The sequence below is a fragment of the Streptomyces sp. NPDC101234 genome (assembly GCF_044767525.1).
Lineage (GTDB): Bacteria > Actinomycetota > Actinomycetes > Streptomycetales > Streptomycetaceae > Streptomyces > Streptomyces sasae.
Genome location: NZ_JBIWOA010000036.1, coordinates 40,003 through 60,312 on the forward strand (window position 1 = coordinate 40,003; position 20,310 = coordinate 60,312).

Below are 20,310 nucleotides of genomic sequence, written 5' to 3' on the forward strand. Positions count from 1 at the left end.
GCGGCGAGGGCGGATACGCCCGCGCACCCTGCCTTGTTGACCGGACGAAAGGTGTTGTTGTGACAAGCTGCCCGTTACCCGAACCCGGGTCGTCCCGACGGCGGGTGTCCCGCGACCACGACCGCGGGGCGGACGCGGGTGCCGCGGGACACCGGAGGGATGGACCTACTCCACGAAGTAGGAGTCGTGCCGGTCGAAGAACGCGGAGCGCTCCTCCTCCGAGGCGTGCGCCAGCTGCGACACCTGCTCGAAGTACTCCTCGCGCGGCGCGCCCGGTGTGAACAGCAGGAGCATGTCCGCCGGTGCGTCGGAGTCGTTGCGGAAGGCGTGCAGTCCGCCTTGCGGCACGTGCAGGAAGTCGCCCTTGCGGGCGTCCACCCAGCGCACACCGTCGAAGATGCGCACGGTGCCGTCCAGGATGTAGAACGACTCCGAGATCCGCTTGTGGAAGTGCGTCTTCGGGCCACCGGCCCGCGGCCTCATCTCGACGCGGTACAGCCCGAACTCGCCGCGGGTGGTCGCGGTGGTGGCCAGATAGTGGGTGGCGTCCTTGCCCGGCCCGCTCTCGCCGAGGTCGGGTGGGGTGTCGGCAGGCCGGAACACGGCGCTGACCTCGCCGTCGTCTCCGAAGTACTTCTGCTCCGGGTAGGGGTACGACATGGTGGTTTTCCTTTCCTGAGGCAGTCGGGCGGCCGCGTGCCCGCCCGCACGCGATGTGACCGGTGGGCACGGTCCGATGTGACGTCGGCGCGGCGATGGGCCGCGGTGCCGCGCGTTCGGGTGTCAGTGGGTGAGGCAGTCGTGGCGGGGGTGTCCCCGTCGCAGGGCCCGTACGTCCCGTACCGCCGCGGCGAATGCCTCGGGGCGTTCCTGCGGCAGGTTGTGGCCGGCGTCCGCGACCTGGAGGTGCAGGCAGGGGCCGGTGAAGTGGTGAGCGGTCGATGACCCGTCGGTCGCCGGGAAGTTGCCGTCGGCGGTGCCGTCCAGGGTGACCGTGGGGACGGTGATCGGAGGAAGGCCCGCGAGGCGGGCTTCCAGATCGGCGTACGCGTCCGCGCCCGGTGCCAGGCCGAGCCGGTGCCGGTGGGAGTGGATGACGACGTCGACGTAGTCCGGATTGGTGAAGGCCTCAGCGGCCCGCTCCAGTTCGGCTTCGCCGAAGGCCCACACGGGGGAGTTGCGTTTCCAGATGACCCGGGCGACGCCCCGTGGATCGGCGGCCAGTCCGGTGCGACCGCGCTCGGTGAGGAAGTAGTAGAAGTACCAGAAACCTGCCTCCAGTTCGGGGGAGATGGGGTTTATGGCGGCGCCGATGTCCTGGATCAGGTAGCCGTTGACGCAGACCAGGCCGAGGACCCGTTCGGGCCACAGCGCCGCGGCGGCCGTGGCCGCGCGACCGCCCCAGTCGTAGCCGGCGAGGTAGGCCCGCTCGATGCCGAGGGCGTCCAGGAGCGCGATGACGTCGGCCCCCAGGGCCGCCTGCTCGCCGGAACGGGGAAGAGAGTCGGACAGGAATCTGGTGGGGCCGTGCCCTCGCAGGTGGGGGACGATGACGCGGAATCCGCCTTCGGCCAGCAGGGGGGCCACGTCCACGTAACTGTGGATGTCGTAGGGGAAACCGTGCAGAAGGACGACGGTGTCACCGTCGGGGGAGCCCGTCTCGTAATAGGCGACTTCGAGCACGTCGGTCGTGACGCGTCGCAGCGGGGCGAGCAGGGGCAGGGCTGACATGCGAATCCTCCGACGAAGGAGCGGTGGGGGAGGGAGCCGCGATTCCGGTCGGGCGCGGCTGGCGGTACCGGGTGGTGTGGCCCGGCGCGTTACCGGGCCCGGCCGCCGCCGGGTCCGGCCCTCGGAAACAGTGTGCACAGTGTGCATGAGAAGGTTGTTTTGTTAGTGTCAAGAGTGCTGGCGCCATAATGGGTACCCGTGTGCACGGCGTGATCTCCTCTCCACGGGGGACTGTCTCCCCGCACAGACCGGCTTTCGCCACCTGCTGTGACAGCGAAACAAGCCCAGCTCAGCGCTGTGCGCGTCGACGCCGGACGAACCCCGCGGTCCGCGACGGCCCGAGGATGCGGGCGTCCCGGGCGCACACACTCTCCGCGTCCGGTCCGAACGGGCGCGGAACCTCCGACCGACTTAGGTGATGACCATGGAAACCGAAAGTGTTCTGCATCCGAGCTTCCTCGTGCCCGTCGGGCACGTGGAGCCGGTGCCTCGCCGTATCAGGGGCGTGATCGGCGGTCGAACCGTCTTCGACACGCGGCGCGCCCTGTACGTCTGGGAGTGGCAGGCCTATCCGCAGTTCAGCATCCCGGTGCGGGACCTCGTCGACGGCGTCCTCGACGACGAAGGGGTCGCCGAGGAGCACGGTGCGGGCACGGCGCACCGGCACACTCTGTCCGTGGACGGGGACTCGCGCCCCGGTGCCGCCTGGGTGTGGGGGAAGGACGCCCCGGCGCCGCTCCAGGGCACGGTGCGCTTCGAGTGGCCGGCCATCGACTACTGGTTCGAGGAGGACGAACCCGTCTTCGTCCACCCCAGGAGCCCGTACTCGCGTGTGGACGCCGTGCGTTCCTCCAGCAGCGTCCGCGTGGAGCTGGAGGGCGTGGTCCTGGCGGAGGCGCCGGCGTGCGTCAAACTCTTCGAGACCGGCCTGCCGACGCGCTACTACCTTGACCGCGCGCACGTCGACTGGGCCCGACTGCGGCGGACCGACACGGTGACCCGCTGCCCGTACAAGGGAACGACGAGCGGCTACTGGTCGTTCGACGGCGCCACCGCCGCTCACGAGGACATCGCCTGGGCGTACGACTTCCCGACCATCCACGCCAACCGCATCGCGGGCCTGACGGCCTTCTACAACGAGCACGTCGACCTCTTCGTGGACGGCGAGCCGCTGCCGAAGCCCGGCGCACTCCGGTCCTAGCCCCTGCTCCGGTGTCCGGTCCCGGGCCGCGCTCGACGGCCCGGGACCTTTTGGTGTCACACGTCTACTGCGGGCCTGGTCCCATGGTGCGAAAAGTCCTCCTTGACCGCCGGAGAAGGAACACACCGTGAGCGACATCGCTCTCGAGCCCGCCGCGCAGGATTTCGCCGACGCGACCGCCAAGCCGCCGCTGCTGTACGAGCTCGGTGTGGAGGGCGCGCGCAAGCTGCTCGACGACGTGCAGGCGCAGCTCATCGAGAAGCCCGACGTGGACGAGAAGTGGATCACCGTTCCGGCGGAGGTCGGCGACGTGCGGGTGCGCATCCTCAAGCCCGTCGGCAGCTCTGGCCCCCTGCCCGTCATCCTCTACGTGCACGGCGGCGGCTGGATCCTCCGCAACGCCGGCACGCACGACCGGCTCGTGCGCGAGCTGACCGTCGGGGTGAACGTCGCCCTGGTCTTCGTCGAGTACGACCGCTCCCCGGAGGCCAAGTACCCGGTCGCCATCGAGCAGGCCTACGCGACCGCCCGGTGGATCACCACCGAGGGCGCCGGCGAAGGGCTCGACGCCTCCCGCCTGGCCGTCGCCGGTGACTCAGTCGGCGGCAACATGACCGCCGCGCTGACCCACATGGCCAAGCAGCGGGGCGACGTGGCCTTCGTGCACCAGTCGCTGTACCACCCCGTCACCGACGCGGCCCAGGACACCGAGAGCTACCGGACCTTCGCGCACGGCCCGCATCTGACGGCCAAGGCCATGGAATGGTTCTGGGACGCCTGCACCACCGACCCCGCCGAGCGCGCCCAGATCACCGCCTCGCCGTTGCGGGCGACGCTGGAAGACCTCCGGGACCTGCCGCCGGCGCTCGTCGTCGTCGACGAGAACGACGTGCTGCGCGACGAGGGCGAGGCCTACGCCCGCAAGCTCATCCAGGCCGGTGTGCCGACGACCAGCATCCGCTACAACGCCTCCCTGCACGACTTCATGATGCTGAACACGGTCCGCCGCACCCAGGCGTCGACCGCCGCGATCGAGCAGGCCATCCACGTGCTGCGCAAGGCTCTCGGAACCGACTGACACCGCACACCCGACCACATTCCCCCGGCACGTCGAAAGGCCGTTTTTCATGAGTGCACACAAGCCCACCATCGTCCTCGTACACGGCGCGTTCGCGGACGCCTCCAGCTGGAACGGCGTCGTCGACAAGCTGCTCGGGCACGACTATCCGGTGATCGCCGTCGCTAATCCGCTGCGCGGACTGACCACCGACGCCGACTACGTCCGGCAGATCGTGACGTCCGTCGAGGGTCCCGTCGTCCTTGTCGGCTATTCCTACGGCGGGTCCGTCATCAGCAACGCGGCCAAGGGACTGCCCGAGGTCAAGGCGCTCGTCTTCGTCGCGGCGTTCCTGCCGGAGGAGGGCGAGAGCGCCGCCACCCTGTCGGGCAAGTTCCCCGGCAGCACCCTCGGCGACACGCTCCGGCCCGTGCCGGTGACGCTGCCCGACGGCAGGCAGGTCATGGACCTGTACATCGAACAGGCCAAGTTCCACGATCAGTTCGCCACTGACATCCCCGAGGAGACCACGGCCGTCATGGCCGCGACACAGCGGCCGGTGGCCGGTGCCGCGCTGGCGGAGGGCGCGTCCGCGCCCGCGTGGCGGGACATTCCCTCCTGGGTGCTGGTGGCGGACGAGGACCGGAACATCCCCCCGCAGGTGCAGACCTACATGGCCGAGCGGGCCGGGGCCTCCGTCATGAAGGTCTCCGCCTCCCACGCGGTCAGCGTCTCGCGCCCCGGTGACGTGACCCGTCTGATCAACGAGGCGGCGCAGGCGACCGCCTGAGCGCCGGAGGCCCGCGCCTGACGGACGCGGGGTGGGGGGGGGGGGGGGGCCCGCCCCCCCCCCCCCCCCCCCCACCCCGCGTTCTTGTGTGGGCCTGACGCGTCACGGCAGCGGTGCGGGCTCCGCGAGCAGGGTGGGCACCGTGATGATCGTGACGTCCTTGGTCAGCAGCCGATGGATAGGACAGCGTCCCGCGACTGTCAGGAGCTGGTCCCGCTGCGCGGGGGTCAACTCCCCGACGAGCCCGATGTTCTTGACCACCTGCCCCTGTGCGTCGAAGCGGACCGCGACGTCCACCCGGTCCAGCGGCCATTCGTGGCGCTGAGCGTAGGCCCGCACCGCCATGGACGTGCACGCTCCGAGCGCGGCCAGGAGGAGTTCGCCCGGGGTGGGGCCGGTGTCGGTGCCGACGGGCTCCGGTTCGTCGGCTGTCAGGCGGTGTGTACCGATCGCCACGGAGCGCGCGAGCTGCTTTCCTTCGGCCACGGTAACGATGCGCGTGTTCATGCTTGCCTCTCAGCCGAGGTACGGGCAGAGGCACGACTTGTGCCTCCCGAAGCTCAGACCGTGCGGGGCGCCCGACTGTGACGGCCGGTGTACCCGTACTCGGCTGCAAACAGGGGGTGCGGGGCGGTGGTTGCCGCCCCGCGGGTGATCAGGGGTGATCAGCGGGACTGGTCGGTGGGGCGTACGAGGATCTCGTTGACCGCGACGTGGTCGGGCTGTGTGACGGCGTAGACCACCGCGGCCGCGATGTCTTCCGGCTGAAGGGTCCGCATCGACTCGGCCATGGTCTTGACCGCGGCACGCCTGGTGGGGTCCGTGATGTGGTCGGCCAACTCGGTCGAGACGAAGCCCGGCTCCACGACGACGACGCGGACCCCCTGCTCGGTCACCTCTTGGCGCAGCGCCTCGGCGAAGGCGTTGACGCCGAACTTGGTGGCGGAGTAGACCGCGGCGCCGGCCGAGGAGATACGGCCCGAGGTGGAGGAGATCTGGACCACCGCGCCGCGGGAGCGCAGCAGGTGGGGCAGCGCGGCGTGCACCGTGTACATGGAGCCCAGCAGGTTGGTCTCCACCATGCGGGTCCATTCCGCGGGATCGGCGTCAAGGACGGGGCCGGTGAGCATGATACCGGCGTTGTTCACGACGATGTCGAGGGTGCCGAAGCGTTCGACGGTCCGGTCGACGGCCTTGCGCACCGACTCGGGGTCGCTGACATCCATGTCCAGGACGAGGATCTCCCCGGGCGCTTCCTGCGCCAGTGCGTCGAGCCGGTCGGTCCTGCGGCCACCGACGGCCACGGCGGCCCCCGCCTTCGACAGCGCCAGTGCGGTCGCCCTGCCGATGCCGGACGAGGCGCCGGTGACAAGGACGACCTTGGGGTCGAGAACGGAACTCATGTCAACTCCGAAAGGGGTAGTGGGGTGAGACGGGCAGGCCGTGTCGTGTGCGAGGACAGGACAGGGCGGCCCGAGAAGATGACCCGAGGGGTCACGTTGTGCCAGCGTAACACTGAATATGACCCGCGAGTCATGTTCAGTGTTAATGTTGTGACACGCAGAGGGAGGTGTCATGACCGGGAGAACAGCGGCAGTGCAGGCCAGGGCCGACAGCGTGCGCAATCGACGGCTGCTCCTGCGAGCGGCCACCGAGGCCTTCGCCGAATGCGGGGTGGATGTGTCGATGCACACGATCGCCCAGCGGGCCGGCGTCGCCAAGGGCACGGTGTTCCGGCACTTCCCGACGAAGGACGACCTTCTCGCGGCGATCATGATGCAGCTGCTCGACCGGCTGCTCGAGACGGCAGACCGGCTCCTGCGCGCCGATGACGCCGGCCGTGCGCTGAAGGACTTCATGGGACACGGGATCGGCCTGCTCGCCGCCGACCGCGCGTTCTGCGACGTCATCGGCCGGCCCTCGCTGCAGCACGCGAACGTACGCGAGGCGATCGACCGGCTCTGCGACACGGTCGAGGACCTCACCGCCCGGGCCAGAGAACAAGAAGCCGTCCGCGGTGACATCACCGGAACCGACATCGTGCTGCTCCTCGGCGGCATCCACCAGACCGCCCAGCCGCTGCTGGACCGTGAACCGCGGGCGTGGGAACGCTTCCTGGAGATCGCGTTCGACGGACTGCGGGCCCGTGACCGCGCGGCCCTGCCGCATCCGCCCCCCGCCCAGCTGCGGATGGCGGACCCGTCGGGCGTCTCTGCACCGACGAAGACGTGACACTAAGTGGCACATCATCGGTGTGTTGTGAAATCATGCCGCAGTTTCTGTCTTGATCAGGCCGGTCGACCAGCCGGGTACGGACGGGGGCGGGCGCACCGGCCTCGTCGCCCGGTGCGACGATCAGGTCGCCGCGGTGCTGACCCTCGACATCGCGGACTCGCCGGTCGTTCAGGTCTGGGCGGTTCTCAACCCCGACAAGCTGCGTAGCTGGAACCGTTCCCTTCCCGGGTGAGCTCACGTGCCACGGCGTCCACCGGACGCGAGGGCAGGGGCGCACAGTGGGCGCGGGATCCGAGGAAGGCGGCGATCTTGTCGGGGGTGAACACCCACAGAACCCGGTGGATCCCCCGCCGTGTGGCGGCGATGGTCATGAAGGTGGCGGGCCGGCCGTCCCGGTACAGCAGAACCCCGGCGCGCCCGTTGGCCTGCACGGGTGCGATCTCGACCGTCGGCCAGAAGCGTGACGAGGCGGTCGACAGGTTCGCCACCCGGGCACGACCGATCACGGGTACGCGGGCAGCGCCGCGCAGCCCGTTTCCGTCGGACAGACTGACCACGTCGGGCGTCAGGAGCGCTTCCAGCGAGGCCACGTCCCCTTCCTGGGCGGCCGCGACGAAAGCATCGAGCAGTCTGCGGTGCTCCTGGATGTCGACACTGTCCCGCTCGTCGTCCGTGAGGTGCTTGCGCGCCCTGCTCACGATCTTCCTGGCGTTGACCGGGGTGAGGCGCAGTATCTCCGCGATCTCCGAGTAGCCGTACTCGAAGGCCTCCCTCAGCACGTAGGCGGCCCGTTCGGTGGGTGTGAGCTTCTGCAGGACGAGGAGCAGGGCGAGTTCCAGGGCCTCGGCGCGTTCAGCGCCGGCCACCGGGTCGATGCTGGTGTCGATGGGCTCGGGCAGCCAGGGGCCGATGTAGGTCTCGCGGCGCACGCGGGCGGACTGCACCACGTTGATGGCCAGCCTCGTCGTCGTGCTCGACAGGAACGCCGCAGGGCTGACCACCGCCGAACGGTCGGTCCGCTGCCAGCGCAGCCACGCCTCCTGCACGACGTCCTCGGCTTCCGTTGCGCTGCCCAGGACGCGGTAGGCGATACCGAAGAGCCGGGGCCGCAGTTCCACGAAGGTGGTGACGGCCTCGGCGAGGTTCCTGTCCGCGGGAGGTGCCTCTGTGGGGGATGCCTCTGGATACATGTCCCTCTGACTCCATTCCTCCGGGGCCCGGGTTGTCGGAATGCGGCCACAAGGCGCTCACAGACCCGGCGATCGTGTCCCCCTCAACGACCGAGGGACCAAGGACGCTGTGACAGTGCTTTTTGGAGCACTTTTCATCGGCGTGGATGCGGAACCGGCCTTGCGCGCCGGCTGATCTACGGCGCCGTACAAAAAACAGGCCTGTCGTTCCACGGGGCGTGGAACGACAGGCCAGGGAAGACGCGCCTACTGCTGCTGGGCGAGCCAGTCGACGAAACGGGTCTCGCCGATGCGGGCGTCCGGGCCGGGAAGGAGCGTGGTCTCCTGCAACTCGGCGCCGAAGTACGGGGCGTGCACGTCGGCGACGACCGTACGCGCATCGTTCCTGGCGGCCAGGCCCTTGCGGATCAGCTCGTCCAGCTGGAAGGTGTCGGGACCGGCCACCTCGACCACACCGTTGACCGGCGTGCCCACGGCGGTGCGGCCCACAGTGGCGGCGACGTCGTCCGAATAGACGGGCTGGATCTTCACCGGGGCCAGCTTGACGGTGTCACCCTCGGTCGCCGACTCGGCGATGCCCTTCATGAACTCGAAGAACTGTGTGGCGTGCACGATCGACCACGGGATCCCGGAGGCCTTGATCAGTTCCTCCTGCGCCTGCTTGGCACGGAAGTAGCCGCTCTCCTGGAGCCGTTCCGTACCCACCACCGACAGGGCGACGTGGTGGGTGACACCGGCGTTCGCCTCAGCCTTGAGGAGGTTGGTGGTGGAGGTACGGAAGAACTCCATGACGGCGTCGTCCGCGAAGGAGGGCGAGTTGGAGACGTCGATCACGACGGCCGCGCCCTCCAGCACCTCGGCCAGGCCCTCGCCCGTCAGCGTGTTGACGCCGGTGTTCGGGGCGGCCGCCACCGCCTCGTGGCCGTGTTCGTTGAGCTTGCTGACGACCTTCGAGCCGATCAGTCCGGTGCCGCCGATCACTACGACCTTCATGGGGACGTTCCTTTCACTCATTCTCATCTGGCGCTTGCACGAGGTAGGACCGGGAATTGATCGGCGCTGTGACACCTTTCTCGAAACTCCGGAAATCTTCTCCCGGGCAGGGTGATTCCTATTCGACGAGCTTTCCGTCCGCCGAGACATCCTCTATCAGGGCCGCGATCTCGTCGGGGACAGGGCTGATGTGCTCGCGGGTGATGCCGTCGGTCGGAGACCAGACAAGGTTCACCTGCAGCGCGGGATCCATGTCGGGGTAGTCGCTGCGGTTGTGGCATCCGCGTGTCTCGCGCCGCTCCAGCGCCCCTTCCAGCGTGGCCCTCGCCGCCAGTGCCGACGACTTGAGGTCGAAGGCGTGGGCGAGGTCCTGGAAGCCCGCGATGTCCGGATGGACGCCGACGTTCTCCATGCGCTTCTCGATGGCGTCCAGCTCCGCCAGCCCGGTGCGCAGCCCTTCCTCGTCACGGACCACGCCCGCGTGCTCGGTCATGGTGTTGCGGATCGCGCGCTGCAGGGCGCGCACGTTCTCGGGTCCGTCCGCGGCGAGCAGGTCGTCGACCTCCGCACGCGCCTGTGCCACCGCGGCGGCCGAGCGCGGCTGCGCGGTCAGGGACTCCGAGTAGGCGGCGGCCGCCTGTCCGGTGATGCGGCCGTACACCAGCAGCTCGATGAGGCTGTTGCCGCCGAGCCGGTTGGCGCCGTGCAGTCCGCTGGAGGCCTCACCGATGGCGTACAGGCCCCGCAGGTCCGTGCTGTGGTCCTCGGGGCGGACCCACACACCGCCCATCGAGTAGTGCGCGGTGGGCGCGACCTCGATGGGATCCCGGGTGATGTCCAGCATCTACAAGTCCAGCAGTGTCTGGTAGACGCGGGGAAGCCGGTTCATGATGGTCTGCCGGGGCAGGTGGGAGACGTCGAGCCACACCCCGCCGTTGGGCGTGCCGCGGCCTTCCTTGATCTCGGTGTAGGAGGCGAGGGCGACCCGGTCGCGTGTGGACAGCTCCATGCGTACGGGGTCGTAGCGGTTCATGTACCGCTCGCCGAGCGCGTTGCGCAGGATGCCGCCTTCGCCGCGGGCTGCCTCGCTCACCAGGGTCCCGGCCGCGTTCTCCGGCTCGATGATGCCGGAGGGGTGGAACTGGACGAGTTCCGGGTCGCGCAGCCGGGCTCCGGCCTCCGCGGCCAGCCGGAAGGAGTCGCCGGTGTTCTCGTCGCGCCGTGAGGAGGTGCGCCGCCAGATCCGGGTGTGGCCGCCGGCCGCGAGGATGACGGCGTCCGCGTGCACGAGGTAGCGCCTGCCGTCGGCAAGGCCGAAGCCGTAGGCGCCGAAGACGGCGCCGTCGTGGACCAGGAGACGGGTGATGTAGACGTTGTCGAGCACCGGTATGTCCAGCTGGTTCGCGCGCCGGATGAGCGTGCGCTGGATCTCCAGGCCCGTGTAGTCGCCCGCGAAGGCGGTGCGGCGGAACTTGTGGGCGCCGAAGAAGCGCTGGGAGATCCGGCCGTCCTCCTCCCGGGCGAAGGCCATGCCGTAGCGCTCCAGGTCGTCGATGCCGAGGGCGGCTCCCCGGGTGACGATCTCGGCGGTGCGGGGGTCGCCGAGGAGGTGGCTCTCCTTGAGGGTGTCGGCGGCGTGCTGCTGCCAGGTGTCCTCGGGGTCCATCGTGGCCAGGGCCGCATTGATCCCGCCAGCGGCGAGAGAGGTGTGGGTGTCCTCCTTGGGGCGCTTGCCGACTGCGAGGACATCGCCGCCGGCCTCGGCCAGCTCGATGGCCGCGCGCAGGCCCGCTCCGCCGGTGCCGATCACCAGCACTGTGGTGGAAAGACGCCGTTCGGTGGCAACCACGATTGCTCCCATCGCTTGGGGTGGCACCTGCTACGACCAGGTGGAGTGACGGTTTGTGACACCGCCGCCCCGGCCCGGGCCCGCCTGTCGGTGTCACACCCCGGCGGCCGGGCCGGTCATACCGCACACCGGCTGGGCGCACGAAGGCCGTGCGGTCCGCAACCGCCGGCCGGCGAAGGGGAGGTGGGGACGATGACCTACGTCATCGCCGAGCCGTGCGTCGACGTCAAGGACCGGGCGTGTGTGATCGAGTGCCCGGTCGACTGCATCTACGAGGGCGAGCGGACGCTGTACATCAATCCCTGGGAGTGCGTCGACTGCCACGCCTGCGAGCCGGTCTGCCCGGTCGAGGCCGTCTTCCACGAGGACGACCTGCCGGCGCTGTGGGCGCAGTACCGGTCCGTGAACGCCGAGTACTTCCGCGACGCGCCGGGGGCGGGCACCGGGCGGGCCGCGCGGGCCGACCATCCCGTGGTCGCGGCCCTGCCCCCGCAGCACGCGGTCAAGAACGACCTGTCCGGATTCGCCGCCCGCAAGGAGGAGGCCGTCGACGCCGACCTGTGGTTCCCGTGGTGAACCGCCCGGGCCCGGTGCGGCGGGCCTGGCCCGGGCGTGCGGCGGACCGGCGGGTCAGCCACTCAGGGACGGCGTGCAGGGGTGCGGGTCAGGCCCCCAGGGACAGGACGTAGGGGTTCAGCTTGACCGGGTTCATCACCCACATGATGCGCTCGATGCCGGCCTCGGACGCGTCCACGCACAACAGGGCCACCGGTGCGTTGTCCCGTGCGACGAGCACGGCGGGCCGGCCGTTGGCCTCGACGAACCGGGTCTCGACGTCCGGCCAGAACCGCGGGGCGAAGGCGGCCAGGTAACGCGAGACGTGATCGCGGCCGATGACGGGGATCCTGGACGCGCCGCGGATGCCGCCGCCGTCCGAATAACTGACGACGTCCGAGGTCAGCAGGTCCTCCAGGGTGGAGAGATCTCCCGTGCGTGCGGCAGAGAGGAAGCCTTCGAGCAGACGCCGGTGGGCCGCGGGGCTGACGCGCTCCTTGCGCTCGGCGCCCAGGCGCTTGCGCGCCCGGCTGACCAGCTGCCGAGCGTTCGCGTCGCTGGTCTCCAGGATGTCGGCGACCCGCTGGTAGGGGTACTCGAACGCCTCCCGCAGCACGTAGGCGGCGCGTTCGATCGGGTTGAGCTTCTCCATCAGCAACAGCACCGCCAGCTCGACCGCCTCGGCGCGTTCCGCCCCCAGGTGCGGGTCCTGGGTGGTGTCGACCGGCTCGGGGAGCCAAGGCCCGACGTAGGACTCCCGGCGTACCCGCGCGGACTGGGCCAGGTTGATCGCGAGCCGGGTGGTGACCGTGGTCAGGAAGGCGGCTGGTTCATGGATCTGCGCGCGGTCGGTGTTGTGCCATCGCAGCCAGGCGTCCTGGACGACGTCCTCGGCCTCGACGGCACTGCCGAGGATGCGGTACGCGATGCCGAACAACAGGGGTCTGGCCGAGAGGAAGTCGTCGAGACCGCGGTCGAACGTGTCGGGGTGGGCGCCAGCGCGCATGGGTCGTCCCTTCTGGCTTTGCGCCCTACATGCTACGCGAGGGGGAAAGGCACGTGTTGCGGGCCGCATCTGCTCACGCTATCTCTTTCGCGATCCCCGGTCACACGGTGGCAATCGTTGTGCCCGATCCGCCAGATTTGCCCCCGGATCGCTGCCCGCCCCATGCTCCGGAAGACCGCGGTCGACGGGTGAAAGGACTGTGTGGAGGCCGGTTGTCACACCTGCGCCCGGCCTCCGGTCACCAGTGACGAACGATGTTCACGCCCACTGAAGGTGCAACACAGTGTCGGACAACATGTCAGCACACGACCACTCCGCCCACGGCCACCGCGGGCACGGCGACCAGGAGGGGACCGCCGGCTGGATGACGGCGGCGAAGGTGCTCCAGGACGCCGCACCGATCACCGTCCCGGAGAGGGCGTCGGCGATGACCATTCTCGTCGAGTGGGAGCCGGGCGACCCGGGCACGCCCCCGCACCGGCACTCCGGCCCGCCTTCGGCTACGTCGTCGAGGGCGCGGTCCGTTTCGAGCTCGAGGGCGAGCCCGAGCGCGTGGTGGAGGCGGGCGGCACTTTCTGGGAGCCCGGCGGAGACGCCATCCACTACCAGGACGGCAACGCGCTTTCCGACGCGCGGACCCGGTTCGTGGTGACCATGATGTGTGCTCCGGGCAAGCCCATGCTGGAACTGGTCGACGAGAAGGAACTGGCGGGGCGCGCCGACCTGCGGGCACCGCGCCCCACCGCCTGACCGGGCACGGACCCGGCATGGGCACGCCCGTCGTCCTGGTGCACTGCCTGCTGACGCTGCTGTTCGTGGCGGTGCTCCTGCATGGGCTGGCGCGGGGCGTCGGGTCACCCAGGACCGGGTTCGGTGTCCGGGTGGACCGGCTGCTGGCCGCCGCCATGGCCGTGTCCATGGCGGCGATGCCCTGGATCGACGTCCGCGCGGGGCCCGCTGCCGTCGCCGGCGGTGTCTTCACCGCCGGCGCGGTGTGGTCTCTCCTGCCGGTCGGCCGACGGGAGGCCGGGAGGAGGGCGGCGATGACCCACCGGCTGCCGCACGCGGTCGGTATGGCCGCGATGGTCTGGATGCTGCGCGTGCCGCACACCGGGACCGGACCGGCGCACGCACACCTCGGGTCGGCTGCGCACTCCACCGGGCCCGGAGCTCTGGGCGCTGGTGTCCCCCTCGGCGGCTCCGTGATCACGCTGTCGCTGGCGTCCTGTCTGCTGGCGTATGCGCCGTGGTCGCTGACCCGCCCCATGCCCTCGCTGCGCTCGGCCGTGAGCGCGGCGCGCCGTGCCGCGGCGGCGACGCCGTCACGGCACGTGGGTGAAGGGGCGATGGCGCTCGGGACGGCCGTGATGCTGGTCCTGCCCCACTGAGCGCGGGGGAGAAAAAACGGGCGCGCGCCCGGCACGGCGAAGGCGCGGTGGCCCGCGGTCATGCGCCGAGTGACCGCAGACCACCGCGCCGGACGGTCGGAGCGACGGTCGTCGCCCTGCCGAGGGGGCGGGCGCCGCTCACGGTAGGCCCGCGCCGAGGAGGCGAGCGCCGTTCAGGACGGGCCCTCGTACACCGCCTTGCTCCGCATCAGGAAGTCGGAGAGATAGCTGTCGTGGGGGACGCCCGGCGACATCCAGTGGGTCGGCTCATCGCCGAAATACACGTTGGCGATGCTGGGTTCCGCGACCAGGGCCTCCCACAGGTCCCGGTCCCGGGTCAGTGCCGACAGCACCAGCGTGTCGCGCAGCGGCGCCATGCCGTCCGCGCGGGTCCAGGGGGCGATCCACACACAGGGGAAGGGCAGTTCGGTGCGCAGTTGAGGGGCTCGGGCGCTCGCGGTCTGGTGCACGGCGGGGCGCAGTACGGCGCTGCCGTCTCCGAGGTCGTCGGCGATCCCGTCGCCGCCGAGCCAGGCGTGCGTCCCGGCCGCCACCGTTTTCAGATACGCGCTGAGGGCTCGCGCCCGCTCCTGCGGACACACCGGCAGACGGGCCCTCTCGTCTTGCGGGGGAAGGCTGGGCAGGACGGCCAGACGTGCCGCGAGGGCTTCGGCGAGCGGGGCCGGGTCGCCCTCGATGAGGATGGCGGTGGCGTTGACGCACGCGGTGCCGCTCTCGCCGGCGACGGACGCGACGAGGGCGTCCAGATGGTCACGCCAGTCGGTGTCCGCGGTGACGAGGATCTTCGACCGTCCCGGCCCCTGCGGCAGGATCCTCGCGTCGTGCGCGTACTTGGTCACCACGTCGTCGCCGCCGTAGACCACGGCCCGGTCCACGCCGTGGACGAGCGTGTCGGCGGTCGCGTGGTCGGTGGGCAGCAGCATGAGCTGGTCGTCCCGGATTCCCGCCTGACGCAGTGCCGCGACGAGCCGGTGGGGGGTAAAGGGCTCGCGCCGGGACGGGCGCACGGCGACGCGGTAACCCAGCGCCAGTGCCTCCAGCCAGACACGGTGTACGCCGGGATGGTTGCCGGATGCGTTGACGGCGAACACTTCGCCCTGACGGGCCCACACCGTGTGCGTCTCATGCAGGACGGGGTCGCTGAGGTCGCGGGCGGCGCCGCGCGGCCTTCCACGGTCGGCGGACGAGGCGGCGTGCCGTACGAAGTACGCCGTGCCCCGGGTGGCGGCGCGCACCACGGCGAGCGGCGTGCCCGAGGTCCGGCTGACGTGACGTTCGTATTCCCGGATGCTCAAGCCCCCCACGGTGCCCGCGACGAAGGCCTCCCCGGCGGTGGCGAACACGGTCTCCAGGTCGGCCGCGGCGATCGGCGGCGCGTGGCGCAGGGCGTCGATCGCCCGAGCCACGTACAGAGGGGGAACCAGACTCAGCCCTGCGATCGGTGCACCGGCCACGTCGGTCACCGTGCTCGGCACACGTGTGCGGTAGGTGCCCCGCGGGCCCAGGGCGTCGAGGTGCAGCGGTTCGGTGGTCGGTACGGGGGCCATCAGTAGACACCCTCGATGACCGTCTCACCCTCGACCGCGGGAACCGGCGCGACGTCGGCGACGGCGTCCCCGGCGTGGCCGTCAGCCGGGCGGACCCGCAACGCGGTGTCCCGCTCCCTGTTGTTGGGGATCAGCATGGACCTGCTGACGTGGCTCACCACCACCTGGCCCCGCTCGCCCTCCGCCACCTGTTGCCCGGTGTCGGGATCCACGATGCGCAGGAAGACGTACGGCGAGACGGGGTCGAACACACACGGCTCCGACGCCGTGAGACCGACCCGCTCCAGAAGCGCGGTGAGCATCATGGTGTTGCCGTACATGCCGATCAGTGGGACGTCGGGAAAAACCTCGGTCCGCAACAGGTCCCGGGTGTCGGGATCCATGTGGGTGCCGCCCCAGATGATCGCCCGGGCTTTGCCGTTGATGACCTCCATGAGGTCGCTGTCCCGGGCGAAGCGCTCCAGCATCGGGGTGGTGGCGGCTATGACACCGATGTCCTGGCCGAGCAGGATGCGCCGGCACTGGTCCACGAGATGGTCGGTGTAGGCGTCCACCTCGTCGCGACGGCCCGCGGCGACGAGCTTCTTCACCCATCGGGGGTCCATGTCGACCCCCAGCCCGGGGCTGCCGAGACTTGCCGCGGCCCGTTGCAGCACGTCACCCACGAGGTGCGGGCCGGTCGGCGCCACGGTCAGCCACAGCGCGCCGACGGGCAGTGCGTGGTCCCGGAGCCGGCGGGCCAGCTGATCGCTGCCGTGCCGCGCCCAGTCGTTCATCTGCACGACCCGCTTGGGTGCCCCGGTCGTGCCGCCGCTCTCGAACACGTGCAGCGGTCGGGCCTGCGGACCGTAGCCGCGGGGGACGAGATCGGACACCTGCACATCGCGCAGCTCGTCCGTCAAATCGGGAAAGAGCGCCAGGTCCGCCACGCCCTTGACGTCGTGGCGGGGGTCGAAACCGAGCCGGTCGACCCGTTCCAGCCAGTACCGGGACCCCGTCTCGGGAGCGAAGTGCCACTGCATGGCCGCCCTGACGTAGTCGTCGGGGTCCACCCCGTCGAAGGGGCCGGCGTCCAGAACGGTGAATGAGCCGATCGGCATGGAACCGCCTTTCTCGAAGTCGCTGAGGGCGGACGCGTGAGAGCCGCGCGTCCCGGGCGGTCCCGCGGGCCCGACCCGCTCTCGCAGAGAAGACCGATGGATGCAGGCGTATGTGACAGCCCCGCGGAGAGGCGGCAGCGCCCCCGGAACCGGCACACGTCACAACGGCCCGTGTCTCCCGGTCTGATGACTGGGCCGAAGCCGACCGGCGGTGTGCCGAGGGCGAGGGAGAGGGACATGCGGCAGGGACTGCGGATCGTACGCGTCGACCAGGACGACGAGCCCCGTCTGGCCGCTCTGCACCGCCGGTGCTCCGCCGCCGCCCGGTGGCACCGCTACCACCGGGCCATGGGCGACCCCGACACCTGCCTGGGGCCGCTGCTGTCCCGACCCCACTCGGTGCACCTGGCGGTGCAGGACTCGCGAGAGCGGCTCGTCGCGACAGGGCATCTGCTGTCGGACGACGGTGACGCCGAGGCAGCGCTGCCGGTGGAGGACACCTGGCAGAACAGGGGGCTGGGCGCCCGGCTCCCACCCCGACGACGCCCGCTCCGGGCCCGGACGCGGGACATTGGCCTCGCCCTCACCTGCTCGCCAACGCGACGCGGGGGGAAACACCGTGTGTTCGGGGTCGTCGGCACGCCCGTGGGCCCCTGAAGTTGCACTTCAGCGCGTTCTCCGGCGCTCCTTCGAGGATGCGTCGCCTACTTACTGAACCCGCACAGTGCAATACATGTGACAGCATTGAATGAGATAGTGTTTCGGCTGTCGCTCGGCCGGCGGGTGTTTCTCCCCGCGGTTGGATACGGGCGGCTACGAGCGAGGGGATCAACATGGCCGAGCTGTTCTATGACACCGACGCCGACCTGTCCATCATCCAGGGCCGCAAGGTCGCGGTCATCGGCTACGGCAGCCAGGGTCATGCCCACGCGCTGTCGCTGCGTGACTCGGGTGTGGACGTGCGCGTGGGGCTGCACGAGGGTTCCAAGTCCTGGGCGAAGGCCGAGGAGCAGGGCCTGCGTGTGGTGACGGTGACGGAAGCCGCCGCCGAGGCCGACGTGATCATGATCCTCGTCCCGGACCCGCTCCAGGGCCAGATCTACGAGCAGCACATCGCCCCGAACCTGAAGGACGGCGACGCGCTGTTCTTCGGGCATGGTTTCAACATCCGCTTCGGCTTCATCAAGCCGCCGGCGAACGTGGACGTGTGCATGGTCGCCCCCAAGGGCCCGGGCCACCTGGTGCGTCGCCAGTATGAGGAGGGCCGCGGCGTTCCGTGTCTGGTGGCGGTCGAGCAGGACGCCACAGGAAGCGCCTTCCCGCTGGCCCTGTCGTACGCCAAGGGCATCGGCGGCACCCGTGCGGGTGTCATCAGGACGACCTTCACCGAGGAGACCGAGACCGACCTGTTCGGTGAGCAGGCCGTGCTCGCCGGTGGCGTGTCAGCCCTGGTCAAGGCGGGCTTCGAGACGCTGACCGAGGCGGGCTACCAGCCGGAGATCGCCTACTTCGAGTGCCTGCACGAGCTGAAGCTGATCGTCGACCTCATGTACGAGGGCGGCCTGGAGAAGATGCGCTGGTCGGTCTCCGAGACCGCCGAGTGGGGCGACTACGTCACCGGCCCGCGAATCATCACCGACGCCACCAAGGCCGAGATGAAGAAGGTTCTCGCCGAGATCCAGGACGGCTCGTTCGCCGGGAACTGGATGGCCGAGTACCACGGCGGTCTGAAGAAGTACGCCGAGTACAAGCGGCAGGACTCCGAACTGCTGCTGGAGACCACCGGCAAGGAGCTGCGCAGGCTGATGAGTTGGGTCAACGACGAGGAGCGCTCGTGATCGTGCGGGCCGGAACGGACGGGAACCGGTGACGGTCTCATGACGACACTGCATGTCACCCTGCTCGGCGGGCTCCGCGAGATAGCCGCCGTACCACTGCCCGCGGCGGAAGCCGCGCACGGCACGCGGTCGCCGCGCCGCTTCCTCCTGGAACTCCACGTGCCGCACGAACGGCAGCCGGCACTGGATGCCGAACTGCAGGCTGCCGCCGCGCCGGACGGGACGTACCTGCACGGCACCGACGCGATGTGGCGCGTGGTGGAGGGCTGGACCGTCGTGGCCCACGGTCTGCGGGCCGGGATCTACCGGTACCGGGTGGAGATCGAGGAGGTGGAGGACGCCGCGCAGGCCGACACCCGCCCTGTGGGCGAGGGCGCGTCAGCCGAGGCGGGCAAGCTGCCCGCCGGCGAGAGCGCCGACGTCATGCAGCTCAAGCTGGCCGTCCTGGTAGTGCCCGTCTCGGACGTCGACCGGGCGAAGTCGTTCTACGAGGCCGTCGGGTTCCGACTGGATGCCGACCATGCCATCGACGCCTCCTATCGCGTGGTGCACATGACGCCCCCGGGATCGGCGTGCTCGATCCTGTTCGGGACCGGAGTCACCACCGCCGCCCCAGGCTCGGTGCGGGGCCTGCACCTCGTCGTCTCCGACATCGAGCAGGTCTGCCGGGAACTCGACGCGAGAGGCGTGGTGACCGGCGGAATCTTCCATGACACGAGCGGTGTGTTCCACCGCAGCACCGATGAGAAGCGGGTCGAGGGACCCGACCCGCAGCGTCGTGACTATCACTCCTACGCCGAGTTCAGCGACCCGGACGGCAACGAATGGGTGCTTCAGGAGGTGCCGGCGCGGGACTGAGAGGCTCGTGCAGTGTTCAACCGCGAGGGAGGGCGTCCTCCGGGGATCCGGAGCGACGCTCACCTCCGCCGTGTGCCGTCGCGGTGCCGCGCAGGGTCTGGAGGGACTCGGCGATCGACGCGATACGTGTGTTCACGACGTGAACGGCCTCACGGAGCTGGCGCAGCCGCCCCTCGAGAGCCGTCGCCTCGGCCGTGAGCGACGCCGCGACGGTGGCGGGGTCCGCCTGAACATCAACGCCTTGGGACATCTTCCCGGTCCTCCTCGGATCGTGTCGGACACCAATCCCCGTACTGACCGGACAGGGGGCGCGCTTGTGACAGCCGGAGGTGTCGTACCCACAGTGGGGCGGGTGGCCCGGGGCGGGGCCGCGGCTGACACGTCCTGGGTTCAGCAGGCTTCCAGGGCGAAGTCACCCAGGATGTGCTGTCGTATTCGCCGCACCTTGGCGCTGTCGGGTTCCACGGGCACCTGGCCGCGGGCGTCCCGCTCGGAGGCGCTGTTGGCCCGCCGCACCGCGGCGCACAGGGCTTCGGCGCTGTCCGGCGCCTCGCCGACCACGTAGTACAGCCAGACGATCCGGGAGTCGTCCGACCGGCACGGCAGCCCGACCAACCAGGTGCGGGAGTCTCTGGGCGTGCTGAACATGAGGTCTCATCTCCGTTCTCTGCGGGCGGCGACGGCGGCGAAAGCGGGTGGGGCTCCGCGAGGAGTTCCGCCCTTTCTTCATTGACTGGACAGCGCCCCGGTTCGTGACAGCGAATCGGCATGTTGCAGCTACCCCCCCTCAACTGCCTTGGCACGGCTCGTGGGTGGAGATCTTGGTGTCACAGATACGTGTGTGCCCTGTCTCATGAGCGAACAGATCGGGCCAGGCAGGAGAAAAGGGTGCGCGTACTGCGAGCCGCCGACACTCGTGCGTAAAGCCGCCATCGCCTCTCGCCGCACGAA

General features: G+C 70.0%; 20 protein-coding genes and 2 pseudogenes. 10 read left to right on the plus strand and 12 right to left on the minus strand.

The annotated features are described in order from the left end of the window. Positions 1-165: 165 nt before the first annotated feature. Positions 166-660 carry a cupin domain-containing protein gene (locus ACIRR9_RS43845; protein ID WP_190154102.1) on the minus strand — a complete coding sequence of 165 codons (495 nt, stop codon included), beginning with the start codon at positions 658-660 and terminating at the stop codon, positions 166-168. Between the two features lie 123 nt (positions 661-783). After that, positions 784-1,731 (minus strand): alpha/beta fold hydrolase, encoded by a 948-nt coding sequence (locus tag ACIRR9_RS43850; protein WP_403764378.1) that lies wholly within the window; start codon positions 1,729-1,731, stop codon positions 784-786. Between the two features lie 424 nt (positions 1,732-2,155). On the opposite strand from ACIRR9_RS43850, the gene ACIRR9_RS43855 reads away from it, so the two are divergent. The 3 genes from ACIRR9_RS43855 (at position 2,156) to ACIRR9_RS43865 (ending at position 4,779) form a co-directional block, all read left to right on the plus strand. Beyond that, positions 2,156-2,932, plus strand: a complete 777-nt coding sequence (locus ACIRR9_RS43855; protein WP_403764380.1) for a DUF427 domain-containing protein — start codon at positions 2,156-2,158, stop codon at positions 2,930-2,932. A gap of 127 nt (positions 2,933-3,059) precedes the next feature. Then, a complete protein-coding gene (locus ACIRR9_RS43860; protein WP_403764381.1) occupies positions 3,060-4,010 on the plus strand; it encodes an alpha/beta hydrolase in 951 nt (316 codons plus the stop codon). 49 nt (positions 4,011-4,059) lie between these two features. Beyond that, on the plus strand, positions 4,060-4,779 hold the full coding sequence (locus tag ACIRR9_RS43865) for an alpha/beta fold hydrolase (protein WP_403764383.1): 720 nt from the start codon (positions 4,060-4,062) through the stop codon (positions 4,777-4,779). A gap of 102 nt (positions 4,780-4,881) precedes the next feature. Here the strand turns inward: ACIRR9_RS43865 and ACIRR9_RS43870 are convergent, their stop codons facing one another. Together ACIRR9_RS43870 and ACIRR9_RS43875 are read right to left on the minus strand one after the other, a co-directional pair. Further along, positions 4,882-5,286, minus strand: coding sequence for an OsmC family protein (locus ACIRR9_RS43870; RefSeq protein ID WP_403764385.1), 405 nt, complete (start codon positions 5,284-5,286; stop codon positions 4,882-4,884). A gap of 158 nt (positions 5,287-5,444) precedes the next feature. Next, a complete protein-coding gene (locus tag ACIRR9_RS43875) occupies positions 5,445-6,182 on the minus strand; it encodes an SDR family NAD(P)-dependent oxidoreductase (RefSeq protein ID WP_403764387.1) in 738 nt (245 codons plus the stop codon). A gap of 172 nt (positions 6,183-6,354) precedes the next feature. On the opposite strand from ACIRR9_RS43875, the gene ACIRR9_RS43880 reads away from it, so the two are divergent. Beyond that, positions 6,355-7,011, plus strand: coding sequence for a TetR/AcrR family transcriptional regulator (locus ACIRR9_RS43880; protein ID WP_403764389.1), 657 nt, complete (start codon positions 6,355-6,357; stop codon positions 7,009-7,011). Positions 7,012-7,199: 188 nt separating this feature from the next. On the opposite strand, the gene ACIRR9_RS43885 is transcribed toward ACIRR9_RS43880, so the two are convergent. From ACIRR9_RS43885 to ACIRR9_RS43895, 3 genes and pseudogenes are all read right to left on the minus strand, one after another. Continuing rightward, the gene (locus ACIRR9_RS43885; RefSeq protein ID WP_403764391.1) at positions 7,200-8,204 is read right to left on the minus strand and encodes an RNA polymerase sigma-70 factor; all 1,005 of its coding nucleotides are present in this window, start codon (positions 8,202-8,204) and stop codon (positions 7,200-7,202) included. 246 nt (positions 8,205-8,450) lie between these two features. Then, the gene (locus ACIRR9_RS43890) at positions 8,451-9,197 is read right to left on the minus strand and encodes an SDR family oxidoreductase (protein ID WP_403764393.1); all 747 of its coding nucleotides are present in this window, start codon (positions 9,195-9,197) and stop codon (positions 8,451-8,453) included. Between the two features lie 118 nt (positions 9,198-9,315). Beyond that, a pseudogene (locus ACIRR9_RS43895) lies at positions 9,316-11,058 on the minus strand (L-aspartate oxidase). Between the two features lie 180 nt (positions 11,059-11,238). On the opposite strand from ACIRR9_RS43895, the gene fdxA reads away from it, so the two are divergent. Further along, positions 11,239-11,622 carry a ferredoxin gene (gene fdxA / locus ACIRR9_RS43900; RefSeq protein ID WP_403764395.1) on the plus strand — a complete coding sequence of 128 codons (384 nt, stop codon included), beginning with the start codon at positions 11,239-11,241 and terminating at the stop codon, positions 11,620-11,622. A gap of 88 nt (positions 11,623-11,710) precedes the next feature. Here fdxA and ACIRR9_RS43905 read toward each other — a convergent pair whose 3' ends face one another. Then, positions 11,711-12,607: an RNA polymerase sigma-70 factor gene (locus tag ACIRR9_RS43905; protein WP_403764397.1), complete on the minus strand. Its 897-nt coding sequence runs from the start codon at positions 12,605-12,607 to the stop codon at positions 11,711-11,713. 364 nt (positions 12,608-12,971) lie between these two features. On the opposite strand from ACIRR9_RS43905, the pseudogene ACIRR9_RS43910 reads away from it, so the two are divergent. Both ACIRR9_RS43910 and ACIRR9_RS43915 read left to right on the plus strand, forming a co-directional pair. Then, positions 12,972-13,357, plus strand: a pseudogene (locus tag ACIRR9_RS43910) (cupin domain-containing protein). A gap of 17 nt (positions 13,358-13,374) precedes the next feature. Then, complete coding sequence (locus ACIRR9_RS43915) at positions 13,375-13,995, plus strand: DUF5134 domain-containing protein (RefSeq protein ID WP_403764399.1); 621 nt, start codon at positions 13,375-13,377, stop codon at positions 13,993-13,995. A 173-nt stretch (positions 13,996-14,168) separates the two neighbouring features. On the opposite strand, the gene ACIRR9_RS43920 is transcribed toward ACIRR9_RS43915, so the two are convergent. Further along, the gene (locus ACIRR9_RS43920; RefSeq protein ID WP_403764401.1) at positions 14,169-15,563 is read right to left on the minus strand and encodes an aldehyde dehydrogenase family protein; all 1,395 of its coding nucleotides are present in this window, start codon (positions 15,561-15,563) and stop codon (positions 14,169-14,171) included. Beyond that, complete coding sequence (locus tag ACIRR9_RS43925) at positions 15,563-16,663, minus strand: phenazine antibiotic biosynthesis protein (RefSeq protein ID WP_403764403.1); 1,101 nt, start codon at positions 16,661-16,663, stop codon at positions 15,563-15,565. Before ACIRR9_RS43925 ends, ACIRR9_RS43920 begins: the two co-directional genes overlap by 1 nt. Before the next feature lie 237 nt (positions 16,664-16,900). Between ACIRR9_RS43925 and ACIRR9_RS43930 the strand changes: the two genes are divergently transcribed. From ACIRR9_RS43930 to ACIRR9_RS43940, 3 genes are all read left to right on the plus strand, one after another. Continuing rightward, positions 16,901-17,320, plus strand: a complete 420-nt coding sequence (locus ACIRR9_RS43930; RefSeq protein ID WP_403764405.1) for a hypothetical protein — start codon at positions 16,901-16,903, stop codon at positions 17,318-17,320. A gap of 176 nt (positions 17,321-17,496) precedes the next feature. After that, on the plus strand, positions 17,497-18,501 hold the full coding sequence (ilvC, locus tag ACIRR9_RS43935; protein ID WP_403764407.1) for a ketol-acid reductoisomerase: 1,005 nt from the start codon (positions 17,497-17,499) through the stop codon (positions 18,499-18,501). Between the two features lie 423 nt (positions 18,502-18,924). Beyond that, complete coding sequence (locus ACIRR9_RS43940) at positions 18,925-19,359, plus strand: VOC family protein (protein WP_403764495.1); 435 nt, start codon at positions 18,925-18,927, stop codon at positions 19,357-19,359. Positions 19,360-19,375: 16 nt separating this feature from the next. On the opposite strand, the gene ACIRR9_RS43945 is transcribed toward ACIRR9_RS43940, so the two are convergent. Next, positions 19,376-19,609: a hypothetical protein gene (locus ACIRR9_RS43945; RefSeq protein ID WP_403764409.1), complete on the minus strand. Its 234-nt coding sequence runs from the start codon at positions 19,607-19,609 to the stop codon at positions 19,376-19,378. A 140-nt stretch (positions 19,610-19,749) separates the two neighbouring features. Then, positions 19,750-20,007, minus strand: a complete 258-nt coding sequence (locus ACIRR9_RS43950) for a hypothetical protein (RefSeq protein WP_403764410.1) — start codon at positions 20,005-20,007, stop codon at positions 19,750-19,752. Positions 20,008-20,310 lie beyond the last annotated feature (303 nt).

Bases quoted from the DNA above. Each gene is read 5' to 3' on its own strand.
- ACIRR9_RS43845 (WP_190154102.1), bottom strand. From the start codon at position 660: ATGTCGTACCCCTACCCGGAGCAGAAGTACTTCGGAGACGACGGCGAG.
- ACIRR9_RS43850 (WP_403764378.1), bottom strand. From the start codon at position 1,731: ATGTCAGCCCTGCCCCTGCTCGCCCCGCTGCGACGCGTCACGACCGAC.
- ACIRR9_RS43855 (WP_403764380.1), top strand. From the start codon at position 2,156: ATGGAAACCGAAAGTGTTCTGCATCCGAGCTTCCTCGTGCCCGTCGGG.
- ACIRR9_RS43865 (WP_403764383.1), top strand. From the start codon at position 4,060: ATGAGTGCACACAAGCCCACCATCGTCCTCGTACACGGCGCGTTCGCG.
- ACIRR9_RS43870 (WP_403764385.1), bottom strand. From the start codon at position 5,286: ATGAACACGCGCATCGTTACCGTGGCCGAAGGAAAGCAGCTCGCGCGC.
- ACIRR9_RS43875 (WP_403764387.1), bottom strand. From the start codon at position 6,182: ATGAGTTCCGTTCTCGACCCCAAGGTCGTCCTTGTCACCGGCGCCTCG.
- ACIRR9_RS43880 (WP_403764389.1), top strand. From the start codon at position 6,355: ATGACCGGGAGAACAGCGGCAGTGCAGGCCAGGGCCGACAGCGTGCGC.
- ACIRR9_RS43885 (WP_403764391.1), bottom strand. From the start codon at position 8,204: ATGTATCCAGAGGCATCCCCCACAGAGGCACCTCCCGCGGACAGGAAC.
- ACIRR9_RS43890 (WP_403764393.1), bottom strand. From the start codon at position 9,197: ATGAAGGTCGTAGTGATCGGCGGCACCGGACTGATCGGCTCGAAGGTC.
- fdxA (WP_403764395.1), top strand. From the start codon at position 11,239: ATGACCTACGTCATCGCCGAGCCGTGCGTCGACGTCAAGGACCGGGCG.
- ACIRR9_RS43905 (WP_403764397.1), bottom strand. From the start codon at position 12,607: ATGCGCGCTGGCGCCCACCCCGACACGTTCGACCGCGGTCTCGACGAC.
- ACIRR9_RS43915 (WP_403764399.1), top strand. From the start codon at position 13,375: ATGGGCACGCCCGTCGTCCTGGTGCACTGCCTGCTGACGCTGCTGTTC.
- ACIRR9_RS43920 (WP_403764401.1), bottom strand. From the start codon at position 15,563: ATGGCCCCCGTACCGACCACCGAACCGCTGCACCTCGACGCCCTGGGC.
- ACIRR9_RS43925 (WP_403764403.1), bottom strand. From the start codon at position 16,663: ATGCCGATCGGCTCATTCACCGTTCTGGACGCCGGCCCCTTCGACGGG.
- ACIRR9_RS43930 (WP_403764405.1), top strand. From the start codon at position 16,901: ATGCGGCAGGGACTGCGGATCGTACGCGTCGACCAGGACGACGAGCCC.
- ilvC (WP_403764407.1), top strand. From the start codon at position 17,497: ATGGCCGAGCTGTTCTATGACACCGACGCCGACCTGTCCATCATCCAG.
- ACIRR9_RS43940 (WP_403764495.1), top strand. From the start codon at position 18,925: ATGCAGCTCAAGCTGGCCGTCCTGGTAGTGCCCGTCTCGGACGTCGAC.
- ACIRR9_RS43945 (WP_403764409.1), bottom strand. From the start codon at position 19,609: ATGTCCCAAGGCGTTGATGTTCAGGCGGACCCCGCCACCGTCGCGGCG.
- ACIRR9_RS43950 (WP_403764410.1), bottom strand. From the start codon at position 20,007: ATGTTCAGCACGCCCAGAGACTCCCGCACCTGGTTGGTCGGGCTGCCG.